Annotated in this window: 14 protein-coding genes; all 14 read right to left on the minus strand. The window is 55.6% G+C overall.

Going from position 1 to position 18,313, the window contains the following annotated elements; genetic code table 11:
• Nucleotides 1-8 precede the first annotated feature (8 nt).
• The gene (locus tag R3F50_18280; GenBank protein ID MEZ5492235.1) at nucleotides 9-1,607 is read right to left on the minus strand and encodes a CoA-acylating methylmalonate-semialdehyde dehydrogenase; all 1,599 of its coding nucleotides are present in this window, start codon (nucleotides 1,605-1,607) and stop codon (nucleotides 9-11) included.
• Complete coding sequence (locus tag R3F50_18285; protein MEZ5492236.1) at nucleotides 1,594-2,874, minus strand: aminotransferase class III-fold pyridoxal phosphate-dependent enzyme; 1,281 nt, start codon at nucleotides 2,872-2,874, stop codon at nucleotides 1,594-1,596. The genes R3F50_18280 and R3F50_18285 overlap by 14 nt, the downstream gene beginning before the upstream one ends.
• Nucleotides 2,875-3,172: 298 nt before the next feature.
• A complete protein-coding gene (locus tag R3F50_18290) occupies nucleotides 3,173-4,714 on the minus strand; it encodes a sodium/proline symporter (GenBank protein ID MEZ5492237.1) in 1,542 nt (513 codons plus the stop codon).
• A 575-nt stretch (nucleotides 4,715-5,289) separates the two neighbouring features.
• Nucleotides 5,290-6,612, minus strand: coding sequence for an aminotransferase class V-fold PLP-dependent enzyme (locus tag R3F50_18295; GenBank protein ID MEZ5492238.1), 1,323 nt, complete (start codon nucleotides 6,610-6,612; stop codon nucleotides 5,290-5,292).
• A gap of 124 nt (nucleotides 6,613-6,736) precedes the next feature.
• Complete coding sequence (locus R3F50_18300; protein ID MEZ5492239.1) at nucleotides 6,737-7,237, minus strand: hypothetical protein; 501 nt, start codon at nucleotides 7,235-7,237, stop codon at nucleotides 6,737-6,739.
• Between the two features lie 335 nt (nucleotides 7,238-7,572).
• Nucleotides 7,573-8,720, minus strand: a protein-coding gene (locus tag R3F50_18305) for an IS3 family transposase (GenBank protein MEZ5492240.1) whose coding sequence is annotated in 2 segments (ribosomal slippage) — nucleotides 7,573-8,477 and nucleotides 8,477-8,720 — 1,149 coding nt in all. Because the reading frame shifts where the segments join, the coding sequence is not laid out codon by codon here.
• A 393-nt stretch (nucleotides 8,721-9,113) separates the two neighbouring features.
• Nucleotides 9,114-9,683, minus strand: coding sequence for a hypothetical protein (locus R3F50_18310; protein MEZ5492241.1), 570 nt, complete (start codon nucleotides 9,681-9,683; stop codon nucleotides 9,114-9,116).
• A 330-nt stretch (nucleotides 9,684-10,013) separates the two neighbouring features.
• Nucleotides 10,014-11,447: a hypothetical protein gene (locus R3F50_18315; protein MEZ5492242.1), complete on the minus strand. Its 1,434-nt coding sequence runs from the start codon at nucleotides 11,445-11,447 to the stop codon at nucleotides 10,014-10,016.
• 10 nt (nucleotides 11,448-11,457) lie between these two features.
• Nucleotides 11,458-12,294, minus strand: coding sequence for a hypothetical protein (locus R3F50_18320; protein MEZ5492243.1), 837 nt, complete (start codon nucleotides 12,292-12,294; stop codon nucleotides 11,458-11,460).
• 12 nt (nucleotides 12,295-12,306) lie between these two features.
• The gene (locus tag R3F50_18325; GenBank protein MEZ5492244.1) at nucleotides 12,307-13,176 is read right to left on the minus strand and encodes a hypothetical protein; all 870 of its coding nucleotides are present in this window, start codon (nucleotides 13,174-13,176) and stop codon (nucleotides 12,307-12,309) included.
• The gene (locus R3F50_18330; protein MEZ5492245.1) at nucleotides 13,173-13,991 is read right to left on the minus strand and encodes a hypothetical protein; all 819 of its coding nucleotides are present in this window, start codon (nucleotides 13,989-13,991) and stop codon (nucleotides 13,173-13,175) included. Before R3F50_18330 ends, R3F50_18325 begins: the two co-directional genes overlap by 4 nt.
• Nucleotides 13,988-14,743, minus strand: coding sequence for a hypothetical protein (locus tag R3F50_18335; GenBank protein ID MEZ5492246.1), 756 nt, complete (start codon nucleotides 14,741-14,743; stop codon nucleotides 13,988-13,990). Before R3F50_18335 ends, R3F50_18330 begins: the two co-directional genes overlap by 4 nt.
• A complete protein-coding gene (locus R3F50_18340) occupies nucleotides 14,740-16,218 on the minus strand; it encodes a hypothetical protein (protein ID MEZ5492247.1) in 1,479 nt (492 codons plus the stop codon). The genes R3F50_18335 and R3F50_18340 overlap by 4 nt, the downstream gene beginning before the upstream one ends.
• A complete protein-coding gene (locus tag R3F50_18345) occupies nucleotides 16,215-18,260 on the minus strand; it encodes a hypothetical protein (protein ID MEZ5492248.1) in 2,046 nt (681 codons plus the stop codon). Before R3F50_18345 ends, R3F50_18340 begins: the two co-directional genes overlap by 4 nt.
• Nucleotides 18,261-18,313 lie beyond the last annotated feature (53 nt).

Below are 18,313 nucleotides of genomic sequence, written 5' to 3' on the forward strand. Positions count from 1 at the left end.
ATTTATTTTCAGTTACTAGGAAAGGAATACCTGACTCCTTCCCGCACATCACTGGAAGGCCAGCGCTGCGTCATGGTTTTCCTCCGCGTATAGAATCTGACCGCATCGGGGCCGTAGGCATAAAGATCGCCAAACAATGAGCCTTTCCAACCCCCAAAACTCTGGCTCGCGATGGGCACCGGCAGCGCCACGTTGACACCTACCATACCGACCTTTACAACATCGGTAAAATAGCGGGCAGCCTCTCCGTCCCGGGTAAAAAGACAGGTTCCGTTACCGTACTGGTGTCGATTTATCAGACCAATTGCCTCGTCAAGGCTGTCCACGCGCATCACACAGAGCACCGGCCCGAATATCTCGTCACGGTAAACACTCATGTCCTCTGTAACCCGATCGAAGAGACAGCCGCCGATAAAATAGCCCTCCTCGTGTCCGGGCACCCGGAACCCACGACCATCGACGACCAGTTCCGCTCCCTGGTCGATGCCGGCCTGTACGTAATTTCTGACACGCTCGAGGCTCTCCCGGCTGATCAATGGCCCCATGTCATTACTGTTATCCACCCCGGGCCCTATCCTCAGCCCCCGGACTTTCTCACTTAATCTGGCCACCGCCTGTTCGGCTGCCGTCTCACCAACACAGACCACCACAGAGATCGCCATACAGCGCTCACCGCAGGACCCATAGGCGGCCCCCATCAGGGCATCGACAGCCTGCTCCACATCGCTGTCCGGCATGATGACGGCATGGTTTTTTGCTCCACCAAGAGCCTGCACCCGTTTTCCGTTGGCGGTACCTGTCTCGTAGATAGACCTGGCGATGGGTGTGGACCCGACAAAACTGATTGCCTGGATACGGGAATCCGCCAGCAGGGCCTCGACCGTGGTTCTGTCGCCGTTGAGAACATTGAACACACCGTCTGGCAGCCCTGCCTCGGAAAGAAGCCTGGCTATCAACATTGAAGCGCTGGGATCTCGCTCTGAAGGCTTCAGGATAAAACAATTACCACAGGCAACAGCCAGGGGGTACATCCACATAGGCACCATAGCGGGAAAGTTGAACGGGGTTACCCCCGCCACCACACCAAGGGGCTGGAATTCTGACCAGCTGTCAATGTTTGGCCCGGCATTTTTCGAGAACTCGCCTTTTAACAGCTCAGGGATACCGCAGGCATACTCAACGACCTCGATACCACGCCCCAGTTCACCGCGGGCGTCATTCAGCACCTTGCCATGCTCGGCCGTGATCAATTGACAGATGTCATCAGCGTGTTGTTCCAGCAACTGTTTAAAGCGAAACATCACCTGAGCACGTTTGTGGGGTGGCGTGTTACGCCAGGCTGGAAAGGCCGCTTCGGCACTGCTGATAGCCTGCTCTGTGGCCGCGGCATCGGCAATCGACACTTCTCGGATTACTGAGCCCAGGGCTGGATTGTAGACCGGCATGGCACTGCCACCCTGCCCGACCTCGGTGCCGTTAATGTAGTGACCAAGTTGGGAGCCTGCTGATTCAGCCTTCCCGGCGTCATCTCCCACCACGGCCCCCGCGGCAGCCTCTCCGCTATCGCTCTCTCTGCCCAGCCCGCTATCCGGTTCAATTGATTTCATCGAGGCTCTCCCCCACTGCACCGACCAGTAAGCGAATCTGCTCCTCTGTTGCTACAAACGGAGGCGCCAACTGAATGGTGTCAGCCCCCCAGCGCACGTAAAAGCCTTTTTCGAGGCAGCGCAGGCCGATTTCGAAGGGCCGCTTCATGGGTTCGCCGGGTGCATGCGCAATACTCAGGCCCGCCGCCAGACCGTAATTACGGATATCGGTCACCATTGGATGGCCTTTCAATCCATGAACTGCCTCTTCCAGTACCGGGGCGAGTCGTCGCACATTGGCGATCAGGTTATCGGCAAGCAACAGATCAAGGGCTGCCATCCCGGCGGCGCAGGCAACAGGATGGCCCGAATACGTATAGCCATGGGGAAACTCCACCAGGTATTCCGGGCCGCCATTATCCATAAATGTCTGATAGATTTCGGCGCCGACGACCACTGCACCCATTGGAATAGCGCCGTTGGTGATCTGTTTTGCCAGGCCCATGATATCGGGGGTCACACCAAATTCCTCGGCACCGGTAGGTGCACCCATCCGGCCCAGCCCGGTAATTACCTCGTCGAAAATCAGCAGAATGTTATGGTGATCGCATATCTCCCGCAGGCGATTGAGATAGCCCTTGGGTGGCGGCAGCACACCGGCCGTGCCCGACAGGGGTTCGACAATCACAGCGGCGATGTTGGAGGCGTCGTGCAACAGAACCAGTTCTTCCACTTCGTCGGCGAGATGGGCACCGACTTCCGGCATCCCGCGGGAATACCTGTTTTCCTCAAGAACCGTGTGAGAAATATGGTCCGCTTCAATTGTCTGTCCGAACAACTTGCGGTTAAAGCCGATCCCCCCGACCCCAACGCCACCGTAATTGACGCCGTGATAACCTTTCTGCCGGCCGATGAAACGCGATTTGCCGGGCTGCCCCTTGTTCCGCCAGTACGCCCTCGCAATCTTGAGCGCTGTGTCCACCGTCTCTGAACCCGAATCCGTGAAAAAGACATGATCGAGGCCGTCCGGTGTCAGCGCAACGAGCTTGTTGGCCAACTGAAACGACAGGGGATGGCCGTATTGAAATCCGGGTGAATAATCCAGTTCCGCTATCTGGTGACTGACCGCCTTAACAATCTCGGGTCGATTGTGCCCGGCCCCGCAGGTCCACAACCCCGAAAGGCCATCAAAAATCTGCCGGCCTTCGGTGTCGTAATAAAACACGCCATCGGCCCGTTGCAGCATTCGCGGGTTGTCTTTGAACTGCCGATTGCCCGTGAAGGGCATCCAGTGGGCTTCTAACTCATCTCGGCTCAGTGTCACTGTCTTTACCTGCTCGTTGAATTTGCGTCTGTGTTGTTCTGTGTCCGGAAACTCCTGTCACCCGGTACAATCTACCCAATCATTGCATAAACTGTTGAGGCCAGGAGCTTTCAGAGTAGTATTTCCAGCGTCGCACGGAGATTTTTATGGATTGAGCGTAGTCACTCTACGTGATATCCAGAAAAATTGAGTACGGCGCTGGAAATGCTGCTATGGAAGCAGCGAAGCGGTCCTGGGCCAAGAATTTATGCAATCATTGGGTTTACCTGTCAAGGGGATCCGGTTCCAGAATCTCCTTCAATTCGGCTTCAAACTTCGTCTTCAGCTGCTGGTCCGGCCAGATTACGGCGACCACATAGCCTACTGTCAGCGCGGAAAGGAATGAAGGCGGCATGGTCTCCAGCGCAACGAAATAAGGCCCAACCGCTTCAAATTCCTGCAGAACGAACTTACTGATGATCGTCATCAGAAATCCGGTAACCATCGAGGCTATGGCTGCCCGCTCTGTAAATCCTGGCCAGAACAGCGAAAGAATAATCATTGGGCAGAAGGTCGCCGCGATACCTGACCAGCCAAAAATCACAAACCAGAAAATCGTTCTGTCCGGTGACAGGACTGAGACAGTGATAGCCAGGCCCAGGGCAATCAGCGACATTACCAGGGTTGCCCGGCGACACAGGCGCGCGGCCTGGGTGTCGGTAATTCCCGGATTGATGAGGCGCTCATAAAGATCATGGGTAAAGGAGCTGGACGCCATCACCAGTAGCGAAGAAACCGTGGACATGATGGCAGAAAGTACGGCGGCAACATAAAGCCCCACAATCCAGGGCGGGAAAGTGTACTCAACCAGTTGGGGAAGCACATTCTGAGCGCCGTTCCCCAGCACCGATTCGGGCTCCACGCCCTGGCTGGTAAACACATAGCGCCCCAGAACTCCGATGCTGACGGCAGAAAAATCCACCAGGATGGTAAACACAACCGCAACCCAGCTCCCCTTGATAATCTGTGCTTCGCTTCTGATCGCGATGTGGCGGGCAAACACCTGGGGAGAGCCAAGAAACCCAAGCCCTATCAGCGCCATACCGATCACAACGGAGAGGTTCATCAAACTGAAGCCGCCCGGCCCCCAGAAATTGACGAGACCCGGATCGATGGCCTGCAGACCGCTGTAGATGTCGCCGCGGTTATCAATAACCAGCAGGCACACCAGCGGTAACAGAACCAGGCACACCAGCATAACTGCGCCCTGGAACATGTCTGTCCAGGCTGCCGCCAGAAAACCGCCGGCGATGCAGTACCCGGCGACAATGACAAAACCCACAATGGCCCCCGTGTGATAGTCCCACTGGAGAAAGGTTTCGAATGCCGAGCCAGTGGCATCTATCTGCGCGGATATGTAGATGAGCACGAAGACGGAAAGACCCAGTGCAGACAAAATCCGCAGGGTATTGGTTCTGGAATTGAATCGCGATACCAGATAATCGATGACCGTCATTGACTCATAGATATCCGTCAGGCGCTTGAACCGAGGTGCCATGACGAACCAGGCAACCGCCACACCCAGCACCTCGCCGACCACGATCCAGTAGGCAGAGAACCCGATCATGGCCCCCATGCCGGTAACGCCTAACAACAGCCAGGCAGATTCACCGGTCGCCTGGGCGGAGAAGGCAGCCACCCAGAAACTCAGCGTCTTCCCGCCGATGACAAAATCTTTCATGGAATGAATGCGTCGGGACGCCAGGTAGCCCAGCACCAAAAGAATGCCGAAGTAGATGACGATCATGGCGTATTTTTCAAACATGCGATCTGGCCCTTTTCTTTTGCTTAGCAGTTTAACCCTGTCTGGCCGGCCATTGCACCCCATACGTTAGCCGAGGCTAACTGCAGAATTGGAAAGAGTGCAGGCCAATTGAAGAAAGCCTGGTTGCGCTGACCGACATTCCTGCGGTTATGCGGCAAAGGGTATCGCCACAGGGTGTTATTCTGCATCGGATAAGTGGATGGGGAAAATCAGGATTGTAACGGGAGGCTGTCCCGCTTTCTTCTCAGTGCCCGGACAGGATTTTGTGTTATCTCATATCCTGTTGTTTTATATAATTTAATTATTGAAGAAACGATGTATTGTTACGTTTAGCGTTACATACAAGCAAAGTCACCCAATCAGAATAAGCCGTGAAAGATAAGACTCAAACTGGACCGTCTCTATGGACAAGCTATTCGAGGAGTCAAAGCGTCCCGAAGTCTTCTGCGTTGCCGCCGTATATTCCGTGGTGGTCTGGGTGCTGATCCAGATAGCAGATGCTTTCCTTGCGCCGCTTCAGATGCCGCAGCGGACGGTTTCACGCAGGCCTGCTAGGCAGCTGTTCCGCAAAGCAGCTAGGCACGCAGCAGGCGCAGCGCATCCACCAGGCGGCCAATTTCGTCAGCCGAGGTGAACACCTGTGGGGTCACCCGCACGCAGGCGCCGCTGTCCAACCCGTAGCGGGCCACGGTGAAAATGCCGTATTCCTGTTCCAGAGTCCGTTGCAGCGCCTGGGCGTCTGCGGCCGAGTTCTTACCCGCCAGGCGAAATGACCCGATGCCGCTCCAGGCCTGTTCATGACCGGCGCCCAGCACCTCGATATGGCTCATCTGTCGTGCTTCGGCGGTCCACAGGTTGCGCAGATAGCGCAATCGGGCTTCCTTGTTGGCGCCGCCGATCGCCTGGTGAAAATCCAGTGCCGCCGGCACCGCCAGGTTGGCGGCGAAATTGGAGGTGGCGGTATGGACTCGACGTGCAACAGAAAGATCCTGCGGGTCGGATTCGCCCGGGTAAGGCGCCACCTTGTCGAGGGAACCGCGCCGCATATACAGGGCACCGACGCCTACCGGCGAGCCGATCCATTTGTGCAGGTTGAATCCTGCCCAGTCAACGCCCAGCTCTGGCAGGGTAAAATCGATCAGCCCCCAGGACTGGGCACAGTCGCAGACGATATCGATGCCATATTGCCTGGCTTCACGACTGATCGCCTGTACTGGAATAACCAGTCCATTCTGATTACTGGCATGAGTGATCAAAGCCAGCTTAAGTTCGGGGTTGGACGCAAAAGCATCCCGGTAGAGCGTGAATATCTGCTCCTGGCTGGCCTCGTTGGGGATCGCAAGTCGTATTGCCCCTACCCCGCGGGCCTGCTCCAGCCAGCGCATAGTATTGGTAAAGCTGGGGTAATCAATGTCGGCGTAAAGGATCCTGTCACCCGGCACCAGCGGCTGGTACTGCAACAGCAGCGCGTGGATAGCCTCGGTAGCATTACGTGTGAGGACGATCTCGTCGGCATCCACGCCAAGCGCCTGCGCCACCCGTCGGGTGCTTTCCTGCAGGTCGGCAGGGTACTGACGCCGGCCATACCAGGAGTTCTCCTTGTTGACCATGGCTGTAGCCTGCTGATAACTCTCCAGTACCGGTCGCGCCATCTTGCCCCAGTAGCCGTGCTCCAGGTTGACGACACCGTCGACGCGATCATAGTAGCCCGCCACCTCACGCCAGAATGCTTCATCCCGCGCCAGACGGTCCGCACCCTGATCAACCGGCGGAGTCGGCAGGCCGATGCTGGATTCGGCAGCGAAAACTGATGGGACCAGCGCACCCAGGCTCATCACACCAAGTGTTTGCATGGCCTGACGGCGCGTCCAGGTCCTGGTTCTATCGGTTTCGGTCATAGCACTGCTCCGGCTTTACGCTTCCGGGGTTCAGGGTACCCGGTAATACTGTTTCAGGATTTGCTGCCAGCTGCCACGTTTCTGTCAGTTCGACCAGTTTCAGCAGATTCGGTTGTGCTGGATGCTACCCGAGTCCCGTCAGAACAGACCGGCTGCGACTATCCGCCTGTTCTGACCAAACGGCTCGCGCAATTACCCGCAGATCCTCTTCAGTCAGCTCGCCTGGTCGGGATACCGAGTAAAAGCGATCAAGCCCTTCTTCATTGCGCTGATGAGCAAGATAGGCACACAGCAACCGGCACCCCGCCGCCCTGGCAGACAGTTCCGGTCCAGCACTGTGGGCCAGCAGGCACCAGGTCGGGGTCAGCTTAAGGTAACCATGTTCCGCCTCGAAGTCGAGTGACTCCAGGCTTTGCCGATGGCAGTTCCACAGGCACCACTCTCCATCCTGCCGGCTGAGGTAGTAGCGCCCATGCCGGCTATCCGTCGGCGACTGCGCCCACTGCAGTGATACCAGATGCCGGCAGTACTTACCGGATTCATCCGGCAGAACCGGTGAAGCGCCGGCCCGGAGTGGAATCACCGTAATGGAGGGATCCTCCTCCAACTGCGTCAGCGAAACCACAGACGCCCGTCACGACTGCGACAATTGCTCGAAATTCAGCGTAGAACAGCGATGAGTTGACATGCTTTTATCCTTTTAGTGCTTCGCCTGATTGCGGGCGCACAAGCTGGGTGACAAATGCCCGATCCGTAGGGGGATCAATCCAATAAAAAACCCGATCCGGCACAAATATAGTCGGTCGTGGCGATACTAATAAAATGCAGTGAAGACAACGCAGGGAAGAAAAATCAGGCCTGGAAAGGCTGCAACTTGAATATATTGGTGCCCCGGGCAGGATTCTGTATATTTCATTACCATATTGTTTTATATGTATTTATTGGACTTCCCAGACTTTACTAGACACTTTCCAGTCTCTCAAAATACGCCTCTTCAAACTTCACCGGGGAAAGCCCGCCGTTGCTTGAATGACGCTTGATCGGATTGTAGAACATCTCGATAAAGTTAAATATCTCTGTCTTGGCTTCTGCCCGTGTCGCGTAAATTTTTCTCTGGGTAACTCGTTTCTTGAAAGTCGCAAAGAAGCTTTCAGCAACGGCGTTATCGTGACAGTTACCTCGCCGACTCATTGACGGCAGCATGTTGTTTGCTTCAAGAAACGAGATGCAGTCATGGCTACCGTACTGGCTACCCTGGTCGCTGTGGAACAGCACTTTGTTTTTCGGTTGTCGCCTCAGCTTTGCCATGGCAATAGCGTCGATAACCAGATGCCGATCAATATTCTTACCCATAGCCCAACCTACGATCTTTCGAGAAAATAAATCCAGCACGGTCGCTACATACAAAAAACCTTCGTAGGTTCTGACATGCGTGATGTCACTGACCCACGCTTTGTTCGGCCTATCAGGATTAAATTCACGGTTTAACAGGTTGTCTGCCACCCGCGCTGGCTTACCTCCCTTGAAATAGCGGCGCTTATAGCCGATCTGTGCCCGGAGCCTATTATTACGCATGATCTTTGCTACCCGGTGTACGCTGCACCTTTCACCCGCCTCACGCAGATCACGGTAAATCCAGGGGCTGCCGTAGGTGCCGCCACTGGCAACGTAAAACTCGCGGATTAGTTTAAACAGCCGCCTGTCTTCAACCTCCCGGTCAGAAACCGGCTTGTGCAACCACGCGTAAAAACCGCTGGGATGCAGCTTGAAGACTTCGCACATCATCCGAACCGGAAACTCCTGGCGGTGTTTGTGGATGAAGGCGCACTTCACTCTGGGTTGTTGGCAAAGTACGCGGCGGCCTTTTTTAGGATGTCGCGCTCCGTAGTGACTCGCTTGAGTTCAGCCTTTAACCGGGCATTCTCGGCTTCTATATCTGGCTTATTAGCTTCCCGAGGCGTGGGCTTGCCATACTTCTTTATCCAGTCATACTGGCTGTGGGTAGTTGTACCCAGCCGCTCAGCTACTTCAACCACGGAATAGCCCCGTTCAGTTACCTGTTTAACTGCTTCCTTCTTGAACTCTTCGGTATATCGCTTGCCACTCATAGACACCTCGCTTAAAGTTAGATTTTAAAGCTTTTTCGTGTCTAGCAAACCCTGGGAAGTCCACAGGCTTGACCTGTAACAGTCAGAAACTTACTTAACAGAAAGTGCCAGATACCAAAGCAGACGGAGCAACTGCTCGATACTACGTTAGCCTCCGGCTCCATTGCGGACATTTAGGTCTATTTTAAGAACCCACTCCAAGCCAATAGGTCCGTGCGAATTCAACCAACACTCTTGACTATAGATCTGGTCGTCCAAACTCGGGCTGCAATGACAGCCCTTAAACGGGTCAGGTTGAGTCATGCTCCCATGCTACGAGGCCGCACTGGCCGACTCAACCGGAATCTTTGTGACAAGACCCTCCGGTAAACCCGGGGCGATTCACAAAGATCTTCATCGTATTCTAATGGACGGCCCTGTTGGTACCAGCTCAATATTTGACTCTATCACCAAATACCAATCTGGACCGCCCGTAAGGCGGGTTATTGCCGCCGAGATATGTTCTTGCATTGCTATATTCACCTGGTGGATTTCCACAGCATCGCTTGCGATTCTCGAGGGGGTCATAGCAGTTAAGAAAACAAAAATGGGGCCCAGTGCATTCAGGTAGGCACCCACTGTCGTGATGGCCTGCAGCAGTTTTGGCGCGACCCTCGCAAGCGCTGGTGCCAACAAGCCTGCTCCGCCCTTTGCCAATTCCTCTTGAATTTGACCCGTCACCGCGTTTACAAAAATATCCCAGTCAGTCATGTACGTCGGGGCTACACCGTTGGCGCTATCTTTGTAGACGGAATTCCAGTCAACAGCAATTGCAAGCACTTCCTCCACGGAGGTTGCGTCTTGGAGAGCTTGGCGCACTCTTGGAGCTTCGCTGTAAACGTCTCTCATTAGCTGCCCGTAAGCCGGCAACCCTGGCAAAGTGGCAAGAGCTGTGCAAGAACGAAGGAAGTTGCGTCGGTTCATAGGGAGTGCCTCCTTAAAGATCTCCAGCGATATCTGCTGCTGAACTGTCGTGGTTTATTGAACCCAAAATTAGGAGCGGACGCAAACTTAGGAAGGCTTCATAGTCGACCCTTTCTTCGTCGCAGGGACCTCTTAGACACGTTTGAAGGCCAACTGATAGCCAAGCGGAGGTGGATGGACGAAAACTGTCCGCATGATCTAAATTAGAGAGATCCGCCAGAGCCAGAATCACGTCCCATTTGACCGTTCCCCGCGATCAGGGCTGGGCTTCACTGAAATTCATTGGCTGTACTTGGCCGGTCCGAGTGGCGCCGACATGCTCATGGATCACTACTCCGGTCTTCCAGTGAGCTCCCCCAGAACCAAACGGTTCAAACGCTCGACACAGGTTCCATCCGCCGCGCCCGGCTGCGCGCGCACCATATCGCAGTTGTGCAATTCCATCGTTGCAGCTGCAGTGTAGAGCAGGTAAAAGTCCGTGTTCCCCCGTGTTCGGACCAGTTGGTGGATCTCCGCTGGAATGGCTGCCGTCAGAAATCGAAACTCTACCCGGCGGTCGCGAGGGTCCCCAACGCCCAACTGGCCGTGCCGCAGGCTAAAACGGTCGTAGTTGCTCAGTGCGAAGAGCCGCGGGACGTGCAGGTTCCGGATTTGTGACGCGCTTTCGGTTTCGAGGTCCGATGACGCGCTCAGTTCGATCTGGACGAAGCCCTGCGCATCAATCTCCTTAGAATTTTGCACCCCCAGTAGCGCCGCACACCAGACCGGTAGGCGCCTATCCCCAACGTCCGCATCAACCTCGAGTTCCCGCGCATGAATATAGCATTCCTGATAGACCCGTCGGCTCAGTGGCACGAGATCGAGAAGTCCAGACTGGTAGCTGCGCTCGTCTTCACCCGGCAACGCCGATGCCAACTGATCGATGTGAAACGGGAGGGCTTCCGGTAAAATACTGTTCACGGCGCCAAGAAACGAGCCGATGCTTTCTGCACCACCCGGATTGAGCATGGCATAGAGCACGCGTTGTGCACGCGCCCCAGCAACCGCTGCCTTCCTATTCCGCTCGGCTATTGGATCCCCAATCTGGTCTGGTCGTGCCCCATCCGCGTGTCCTTCGATCATGAAAAGATCAAGGCCGGGCAGGCGAAGGCTGGCCACGCCGGTTTCGTCTGACCACGGCAGGTCCAAGGTACGGGCGGCCACAGAAAAGTGCGTCTTCTGGCAACGCAGCATGAGCGCCTTGAACGCATCCAGCGCACCGTCCTCGAAGTCCATATTGCGGTCGAGCGGCGCTAGGCAAGGAAACAGGTCAAGCGTCCGGCCTCGCAGATGCTCGACCAAGTTGGCAGCAGTCTCCATGTCCGTGAACTCTTTGCCGGTTCGGCCAGGGGGCAGCTCGCTTCGTCCGGATTCAAAAAGTTCGCCACTTTTCTCCCAGGGGCCTAACACCGCGACCCCATCATCCCACTCTGCGCAGAGTGCTATATCGCCAAAGCGCACGGCGCTGTGTATCTCGCCGCCTCTAGCGCACGAAAGCCTTTCCCTGTGCGATGTTTCTTCGTCTTCATCGCTGAGAAACATCTCGATGAAGAGATTCGAGCCGGACTGACTTCGTTCGAGTTGTTGGGAGCCGTCCCTCAACCCTCGGGATGTCACTGACAAAGCAAGGATAAGAATGGCGATCAAACCGAATTGAATGTCGATGAACCCGGACGTCGACTCGTCGATGCCATCTTGCGTTTCTGCAACTTCATCGTAGCGCATCTGACCCTCCCTAACCAGACACGGAAGACAGAGTTTCCGAGATCACACCCAAAGCGTCTGCCAAGTTTTCGCCCGGCCCGGCATTTTCTTCAGTCAGCTCAGTCAGATTGACGCGCAATTCAGAAAGCGTGTCAAAACCTGCGACAACACGTGCCTCGACGGAGCCGAACTTGGCCTCAACCCGCTCTACACGAACCCCAAAATTGATGACGTGGTTCTCGAAGACATCGTCCAGAAGGTCGGCGCGGCCGTCCCAGGTGTCCGAGATCACATCGGTTGCGTTTTTAGTGGTGTCACCAACGGACCCCGCCATGACTTCCATACGCTGCGCGATGTGTTCCAGCCGGTCCCTCGTCTGCTCAGCGGCGGTTTCAAGCGTTTCTGCCAGATCCTCAAAGGTGTCCAAAGCTTGCTCGGCACGAGCTGAGAACGCCTCTGTCGACAGACGGCCTTCGATGAGATCTGACACTCCATCGAACGCCTCTGTCACGTCCTCCTGCAAATCCGTGAGACTGGTCTCCACGGTTTCAAGGGTAGCTCCCGAGGCCAGATGCTGGATGCGGGCAGGCAGGGCAAGCGCCTTATCCGACACGCGCTTGAAATCTTCCTTGAACTTGTCCATCTCTGCTTGCAACGCACCTCGCAATAGCTCTGCATGCGTTTTTGGATCGAGCTTTTGCAATGCGGCGTCAGCAGCCGCCTCGGCGCGCGGCAAGCGGGCAATCAGCCCCTGTGCAACATCGGAAAGCCTGTCGGCATTCTCTCTGCTCTCCTTGTGCAGGCCGGCAGCTCGGGCATGCAACGCTTCGATGCGGGCCGACAATTCCTGAACGCGGTGCTGACTCATCGCTGTGTCTCCTTACCCAAGATCCGGTAGCGGGACTCCGACGGAGTCGGCAATGCCCTTGAAGAGATCATACGCCTCCTTGACCTTGTCCATGAGGGGGTCCAGCGGGGCAACAGCAGCTTCAAGGACAGCCCGCGCAGATTGCTCGTTCTCCGTGTCGGCGCCGAGCTGTGCAACGATCCCGTCTGTCATGTCCTCGATCGCGGTTCTGAGGAATGCAAGCACTTTTTCGAACTGTTCGGCCACCTCTGTCCCCAACCGTTCGATTTGCGCCTTGAGAACGTCAGAGATTGTTTCGTCTGCGACCTCCACCAAAGCGCTGGTCATGGCATCAATGGCCTCGCGGATTGGGCCAAAGACTTCCTCAGCCATGGTTTCGGTCAGTTTCTCCGCCTCTGTCGTGAGGGTTTCCACCAGGGTTTCGCTGATTTCCGAACTCTTGTCCGAGAGCGCATCGAAGGCTGAAAAAACATTTGCCTCTGCGCCTTCAACAACCTCGGTCAATGCAGCGAGTCTGCCGTGGAGCGCGTCATTGACGTCTGCTGCAGTGGCAATGGCAGTTTCAAACGTGTCGAGGCTTTCGGTAACAGGTGGATTGGCGAGCACGTCCGACAATCCACCGCTCACGGCATTCGCCAATTCCAACACCTCGGCATCCGCCTCCTGCACGACAGCCAAGACCTCCTGGCCGACTGCTTCCGCATCCTGAAAGGCCATGTTGAGCCGGTCTATCACCGGCGCAAGATCTGTCGTCATGCGCGCTTCAATGTTGCGCAGCAGGATCTCCTGATCCTCCACCCGCCGACCCACACCAGTGACCAGCATCGTCAGGCGATCAACCTGCCCGGCCAGTCTGTCGATGTCTGATTGATCGAGGCTCATAACTTCATCGCCTCCAGAATGGATTTAACAGGGCCGACAGCCTTGAGAGCAATGACGAGGTTTGGCGCGGCCGTGGCGACCGAGGAATACAACACCTGACTTGACGCCGAGATGGCCTGGCTGAGCCCGAGATCTTCAATCACCTCGACCAGCTGGGCCTCTACGAGTTGCCGGACACGCTCTTCGATCACTTCCTCGAGGATTTCCTGACTGCCGTTCTCGAACGCCTCCAGAACATCATCTATGGTGCTTTCCAGCTGATCTGCGGTGTCTTCCACCAGATCCTTATAGTCACTGAACGCGTCCTCCAGCAGTTTCTGCGCATCGTCAAAGGTCGCGTTCCCGGTTTCTTCCATACCTTCGGTGAGCGCCTCTTTCAGGGCGTCGCCTGACTCACTAAGCAAGCGCTGGATATCCGCAATGATCTGCTGTTCGAGTTGCTCCAATCGTTCCCGAAGCGCTTCGATCGCAGCTTTGCGTGCGTCCAGCATTTCCACGCAGGCCTCCTCGAATGTCGCGATCTGCCCAATAGCAGCATCAAACTCTGCAATCTTGGCAAAGACTTCTGCCTGGCTTGCCAGCATCTTGTCGGGGAAGTCATCGATCTCGTCGAATAGGGCGTTAGCTGTCGTCAACCCGGGTAGCGTCGCTGGATCAAACACAAGATTGGGCAGTTTTATGCGGTCAACGAGGTCTGCTTCGGCCACCATGCCTGCGGCGCTCTCACCCAGAGCCGACGCCTGGGATGTGACATCGTCGATGGCAGTCTTCAGGTTGCCCATGGACTTCGTCAGCGGTGCAATCGTTAAGCTCATAGCAAAACCTCCAGAACGGGCCGGAGATCCTTGATCGCCTTTTGGATAACCAGCACTCTGTTTGCGACATCCGTCACATTGCCGACGCCCTCACCAACGAGAGCATTTGCTTTCTCCAGCACCTCTTCGGCGGTGTCGAAAACGCCCTCTATTTCCCGGGCAATTCTTGTAACATGCTCACCCATTGCATCTTCGAGTCGCTCCTTGATCTCCGTCTGAAGTTGGTCGGTAGAGATAGAGCGCGCCTCCTCAAACGCTTCGGACGCAGACGTGACCGTTTCTTCCGCCTCCTCGGACATGCTTTGCCACTCGGCAAGAGTCTCTTCGACGTCTTGAACGACCGCCTCGGACATCAAGGTGTCTAGCCCGTCCATCGAAGTGTCGAACTCATCGGCGGCCTCCTCAACGAACTCGGTCATATCTCCGAGGGCTTCCTTTACACTCTCCGTCAGCCCGTCGAGCGCAGAGCCGGGATCGAAGCTGACGTCGAGCACGGCATCGGCCTCCTGCAAACGGGCAGACAAAGGTGCGAACAGCGTCGTGGCCAACGCGGCATAGCTCGACTGGTCCGGAGCGCCGGCGATTTCGGCCAGCGCCAGCATTGTATCGAGTTTCGGCAGGGCGATCTCGAGTCGTTCGATCCCTTCCCGTGTCGCAGTCGAGCGTTTCTCGAACGTGTCAATCACCTTTGCGACTGTATCGAGAAGCTGTTCCAATTCATCCAACTGTGGCGCAAGGTCCGGATCCGTCATTTCATTCTCTCTGTCGTACTCTTGACCTCTCGGGCGATCTGCGTGAGCAACGCCCGAAAATGGTGCATCTCTTCCGGAAGGTTCTCTGCCAGCGCCTCGACGAGATCACTGTTGCTTGACGGTTCCCGCGACTCGCTCACCACGCGGCGCGCAAGCTCTCGCTCCTTATTACCCGGCTCATCCCATCTGTCGCGATGGATCTTGATGGCATTCGTGATGTCGTCCGGAACCAGATCCATGGTCGCGCCGCGCCGCTGGCGAGAGGGTAAGTCATGGTCGTAGCTTTCGCATGCCCCGCCGTTGAAGTTTGTGGCCGCTATGGCTCCAGGAAGGCGCTCCCAGCCCCAAAGGCTGACCACGTCCTTCGCTGGCTCCTGGAGGAACGGCACCGAGACAAATATTCGGTCGGCAGGAATGATCGGGAATTTGCGATAATCACTATCTTTGGATTTCATGTATGCTGGTTCGTATTTGGGCTCCAGAACCGGGTCATCAGGGGACCACAAGAGGCCGTCGGACGATTGTGGCATTGCCGTTCGCATCTTGATGAGGCGGTCAAAATCGTCTCTCAACGTGAGATACAGCCGCCCGAAACGATCAACCTCGAAAATGATCCGGACCCCCCCATTGGGATCAGATGCATTGAGATCTTCAGCCTCCATCACCGCGAACAACACCCCTTCGGCGGGCGTCCCCGCGATGACGGGTGACAGTCTAATCTCCGGATCTTTTTGCGGACGATTCCTCGGGTCATAAATCAGGTACAGGTCCCACCGCAGGGGTTGGGTCGACTTTTCTCTCACGATGCGGTGTTCGCTTTGCATCGGAAAGGTCTCGCCTTTTTTCACAACCGTGTGCACGATTCCATTCTTGCCGGGCCCGCTGAACTTGAGTCCGAAACTTGCCCGGCGCTGACCGAAGTCATGCTCCTTTCCTTCAAGGCTCATGCGCCTTAGAAGTTTGTCGAAGGCGGAGTAACTCAACGGGGCCTCATGATGACCGTCTCCGTAAAGCCTTTCCTCGGAGACGAGGCGGTCATTAAAAGCTATGGCGCGACCGCTCCAGCCAAGGCGCTCCAATACCAGCCGAAGCCAGCCCGGAAGCCATCTCTTGTCCGGAATGGAGGGGTCGACAAGAACCACACTTAGATCCTCGTTGAAATGCGCGCCTTCCTTCCGCATCTTCTCCGCCAATGCAAGAAACAGCCCCGTGCGTAATTGCCAAGCGTGTTGCACAAGCCTGTTGTCCTCAAGCCTTACCGTCGTCCAATCGGAAGTCTGCGTGACATCCTTGAACGTGTCGCCGACAATCCAAGCGTAGGAAGCCTCGCTCCCCCGGTCCGTCAAATAGCCCCCGATAGCCTTAATTTCGCCCTTGATTGGCCGGGTATCGGCATCGGACGATAACAGGATAGCTCGAGCATCCGTTTCGGATGTCTTTCCGAACTCGACCACAAGTATCTGATTGCCGGTCATGGCTGAAGCACCTTCAGGGAGAAAGTCTTTTCGAAAGCCCTGACTAACTTGTCACGGCGGCTTTTTTCTTCCTTCTTTTTCTGTACCGCTTTTTCATTATTTTCCTTGACCAGCGGCCGGGCGGCCGCAATGCGATCTTCCAGCTCCTGTAGTTCGGTGTAAAGGCTTTTCAGAACTTTGCCATCGCGGGCCTGAATAGCCGCGGCCAAGTCACTACGTAGAGCCACCATATCGTCTTCGATCACATCGAGCATGATTTTTTTTGCTCCGGAAAGCTGACGAATGGCAGCGTCTTCAATACACTTGTGAGTATCGTCGCGCAGCTTGTCGAGTTTTTCACCAAGCTGTGTCAGATGCGCATTCACTGAGAGCCCGATAGTGATGATCAAGGCTGCCAGGCAAACAAGCAAAATTAGCCAATTGCTTTCAATGTAGTCGCTACTCAAATTAGCTTGCGAAAAGTCTACACTATTAGAAAAGGCTGTAACTAAAACTAGCCCCCCAAATAGCTTGCCAGCTTGTTTGGTAAGTCTACCCAGTGACTTGAAATTTCGAATAAAGTTAAGGCGCGTTGGCAGCTTCTGAACCTCGGGCCATATCGGCACGCCAAGGAGAAGTGTCTCGGGGGCGACCGCCTCAGCGGCGCGCCGACCGGCCAGACCTGTGGCGACATGTGCACCGGACGGCAAAGGTTCCGTTTGCGGGCCAGCCCAACCCGACTTCGACTCCGACACCTCGAGTTCACGCAACATCGCTCGACTTTCGCCGCGTATAACGGCTTCAAAAAAGAGATCTGTCGTCAGAGACAGACGCGCCAATCCCGCCTTGCAATCCAAACTGATGGCTTCAGATATCCGTTCCTTTATCCATTCATTCGGTTCGACGTTGATTTTTCGGTCTATTAGTCTCTCGAAGTATCCCATCACCGCAGGCCTTGAAACAAGCCAGTTTCTCCCGCCCGCTGGCCCGCGATTTGACGACCACCAGGCTGGTAGGTGATTGCGGACGGGAAATCGTTTGATCCATCGCGGGCCGTCACGACTGCCCTCTCCGCTTTTCGTATTGTCAACGCCATGATAGGCCCCAGCCCGCAGACGTTGGATCATTCGCTCGATAGAATGTTCGACGATCTGGCCAAGCTCCTTGTTGCCGGCTTCGAAGAGCGCATCAAGACGAGTTGCGATATCTCCGCCACTGCGGGCTTCCTGCAAGGAGATCCGGTGTTTTAGCACTCGTAGACGACCCTCCAGCGCCATCAACTTTGTCTCGGAAACAGTCTCTGTTTGCTTAGCTTCTTCCGTGCGCAACAGGGCTGACAATGCGTAGCGTTGCTCCGCCGTGATTTGGCTTAGCTGAACGCTGAGTGGAGTGAACACAGTGTCGGGCAAAGCCTTCGGTACGTGCCCAAGTTCAGCTTCGATATCTGGGTGAAGCTCCTTTGACGCGTGGCTGCGCGACACGACAATCCGGATGTCGTCCGAGCCCAACGAGAGTTGCTTCCCATACTCCTGCAGCAGCCTCAGGAAGGCTTGACGCGCCTCTTCGTTTTTGGTCTTCTGCCTCACTGTCGCTTTCGGGGCGTCTTCGAAACACCAGCCATCTTGGAGGTCAAGAACCAACAGGGCAACTTTTGCGAACAGATCCGGTGGCCCGAAGAGATTCGTAGCAGCGCAGATTACGGGTGCCTGCCCAGCATCCTTGATCCCTGCCGCGGCCAGAGCGCCGATTGTCTTCTTGAGCCCGGCGGAGATCGTCCTTCCGGAAGACGGCAAGACCGCGACACGCTTTTGGTGATACCGCCACCACCAGAACGCTTCCGGCATCTCATTATTTGGCAGAACATCAATAAAGCGGAGCGCTGAACCGGGAAAATGCGCTTCAAGCGGCGAAGACAAATCTGTAACCGCGACGTCTTTCTCACCAAGACATGCAACGATTACGTTCGGTGACCACGGGATGTTTGAACGTTCAAGACTTGCTTTGAAAGACTCAATCCTTTCGTCGCGCTCTTGTTTTTCTTCATCCTTATTGACGTTCTTCACTTTACTTCCCATTTCAGGACACGGCTCTACTAGAACAACCGTAAGTACCGGCG

This window comes from Gammaproteobacteria bacterium, from assembly GCA_041395725.1.
GTDB lineage: Bacteria > Pseudomonadota > Gammaproteobacteria > Pseudomonadales > Pseudohongiellaceae > NORP240.

Excerpts from the sequence above, each read along its gene's own strand:
- R3F50_18280 (MEZ5492235.1), bottom strand. The coding sequence starts at position 1,607 with ATGAAATCAATTGAACCGGATAGCGGGCTGGGCAGAGAGAGCGATAGC.
- R3F50_18285 (MEZ5492236.1), bottom strand. The coding sequence starts at position 2,874 with ATGCCCTTCACGGGCAATCGGCAGTTCAAAGACAACCCGCGAATGCTG.
- R3F50_18290 (MEZ5492237.1), bottom strand. The coding sequence starts at position 4,714 with ATGTTTGAAAAATACGCCATGATCGTCATCTACTTCGGCATTCTTTTG.
- R3F50_18295 (MEZ5492238.1), bottom strand. The coding sequence starts at position 6,612 with ATGACCGAAACCGATAGAACCAGGACCTGGACGCGCCGTCAGGCCATG.
- R3F50_18310 (MEZ5492241.1), bottom strand. The coding sequence starts at position 9,683 with ATGAACCGACGCAACTTCCTTCGTTCTTGCACAGCTCTTGCCACTTTG.
- R3F50_18315 (MEZ5492242.1), bottom strand. The coding sequence starts at position 11,447 with ATGCGCTACGATGAAGTTGCAGAAACGCAAGATGGCATCGACGAGTCG.
- R3F50_18320 (MEZ5492243.1), bottom strand. The coding sequence starts at position 12,294 with ATGAGTCAGCACCGCGTTCAGGAATTGTCGGCCCGCATCGAAGCGTTG.
- R3F50_18325 (MEZ5492244.1), bottom strand. The coding sequence starts at position 13,176 with ATGAGCCTCGATCAATCAGACATCGACAGACTGGCCGGGCAGGTTGAT.
- R3F50_18330 (MEZ5492245.1), bottom strand. The coding sequence starts at position 13,991 with ATGAGCTTAACGATTGCACCGCTGACGAAGTCCATGGGCAACCTGAAG.
- R3F50_18335 (MEZ5492246.1), bottom strand. The coding sequence starts at position 14,743 with ATGACGGATCCGGACCTTGCGCCACAGTTGGATGAATTGGAACAGCTT.
- R3F50_18340 (MEZ5492247.1), bottom strand. The coding sequence starts at position 16,218 with ATGACCGGCAATCAGATACTTGTGGTCGAGTTCGGAAAGACATCCGAA.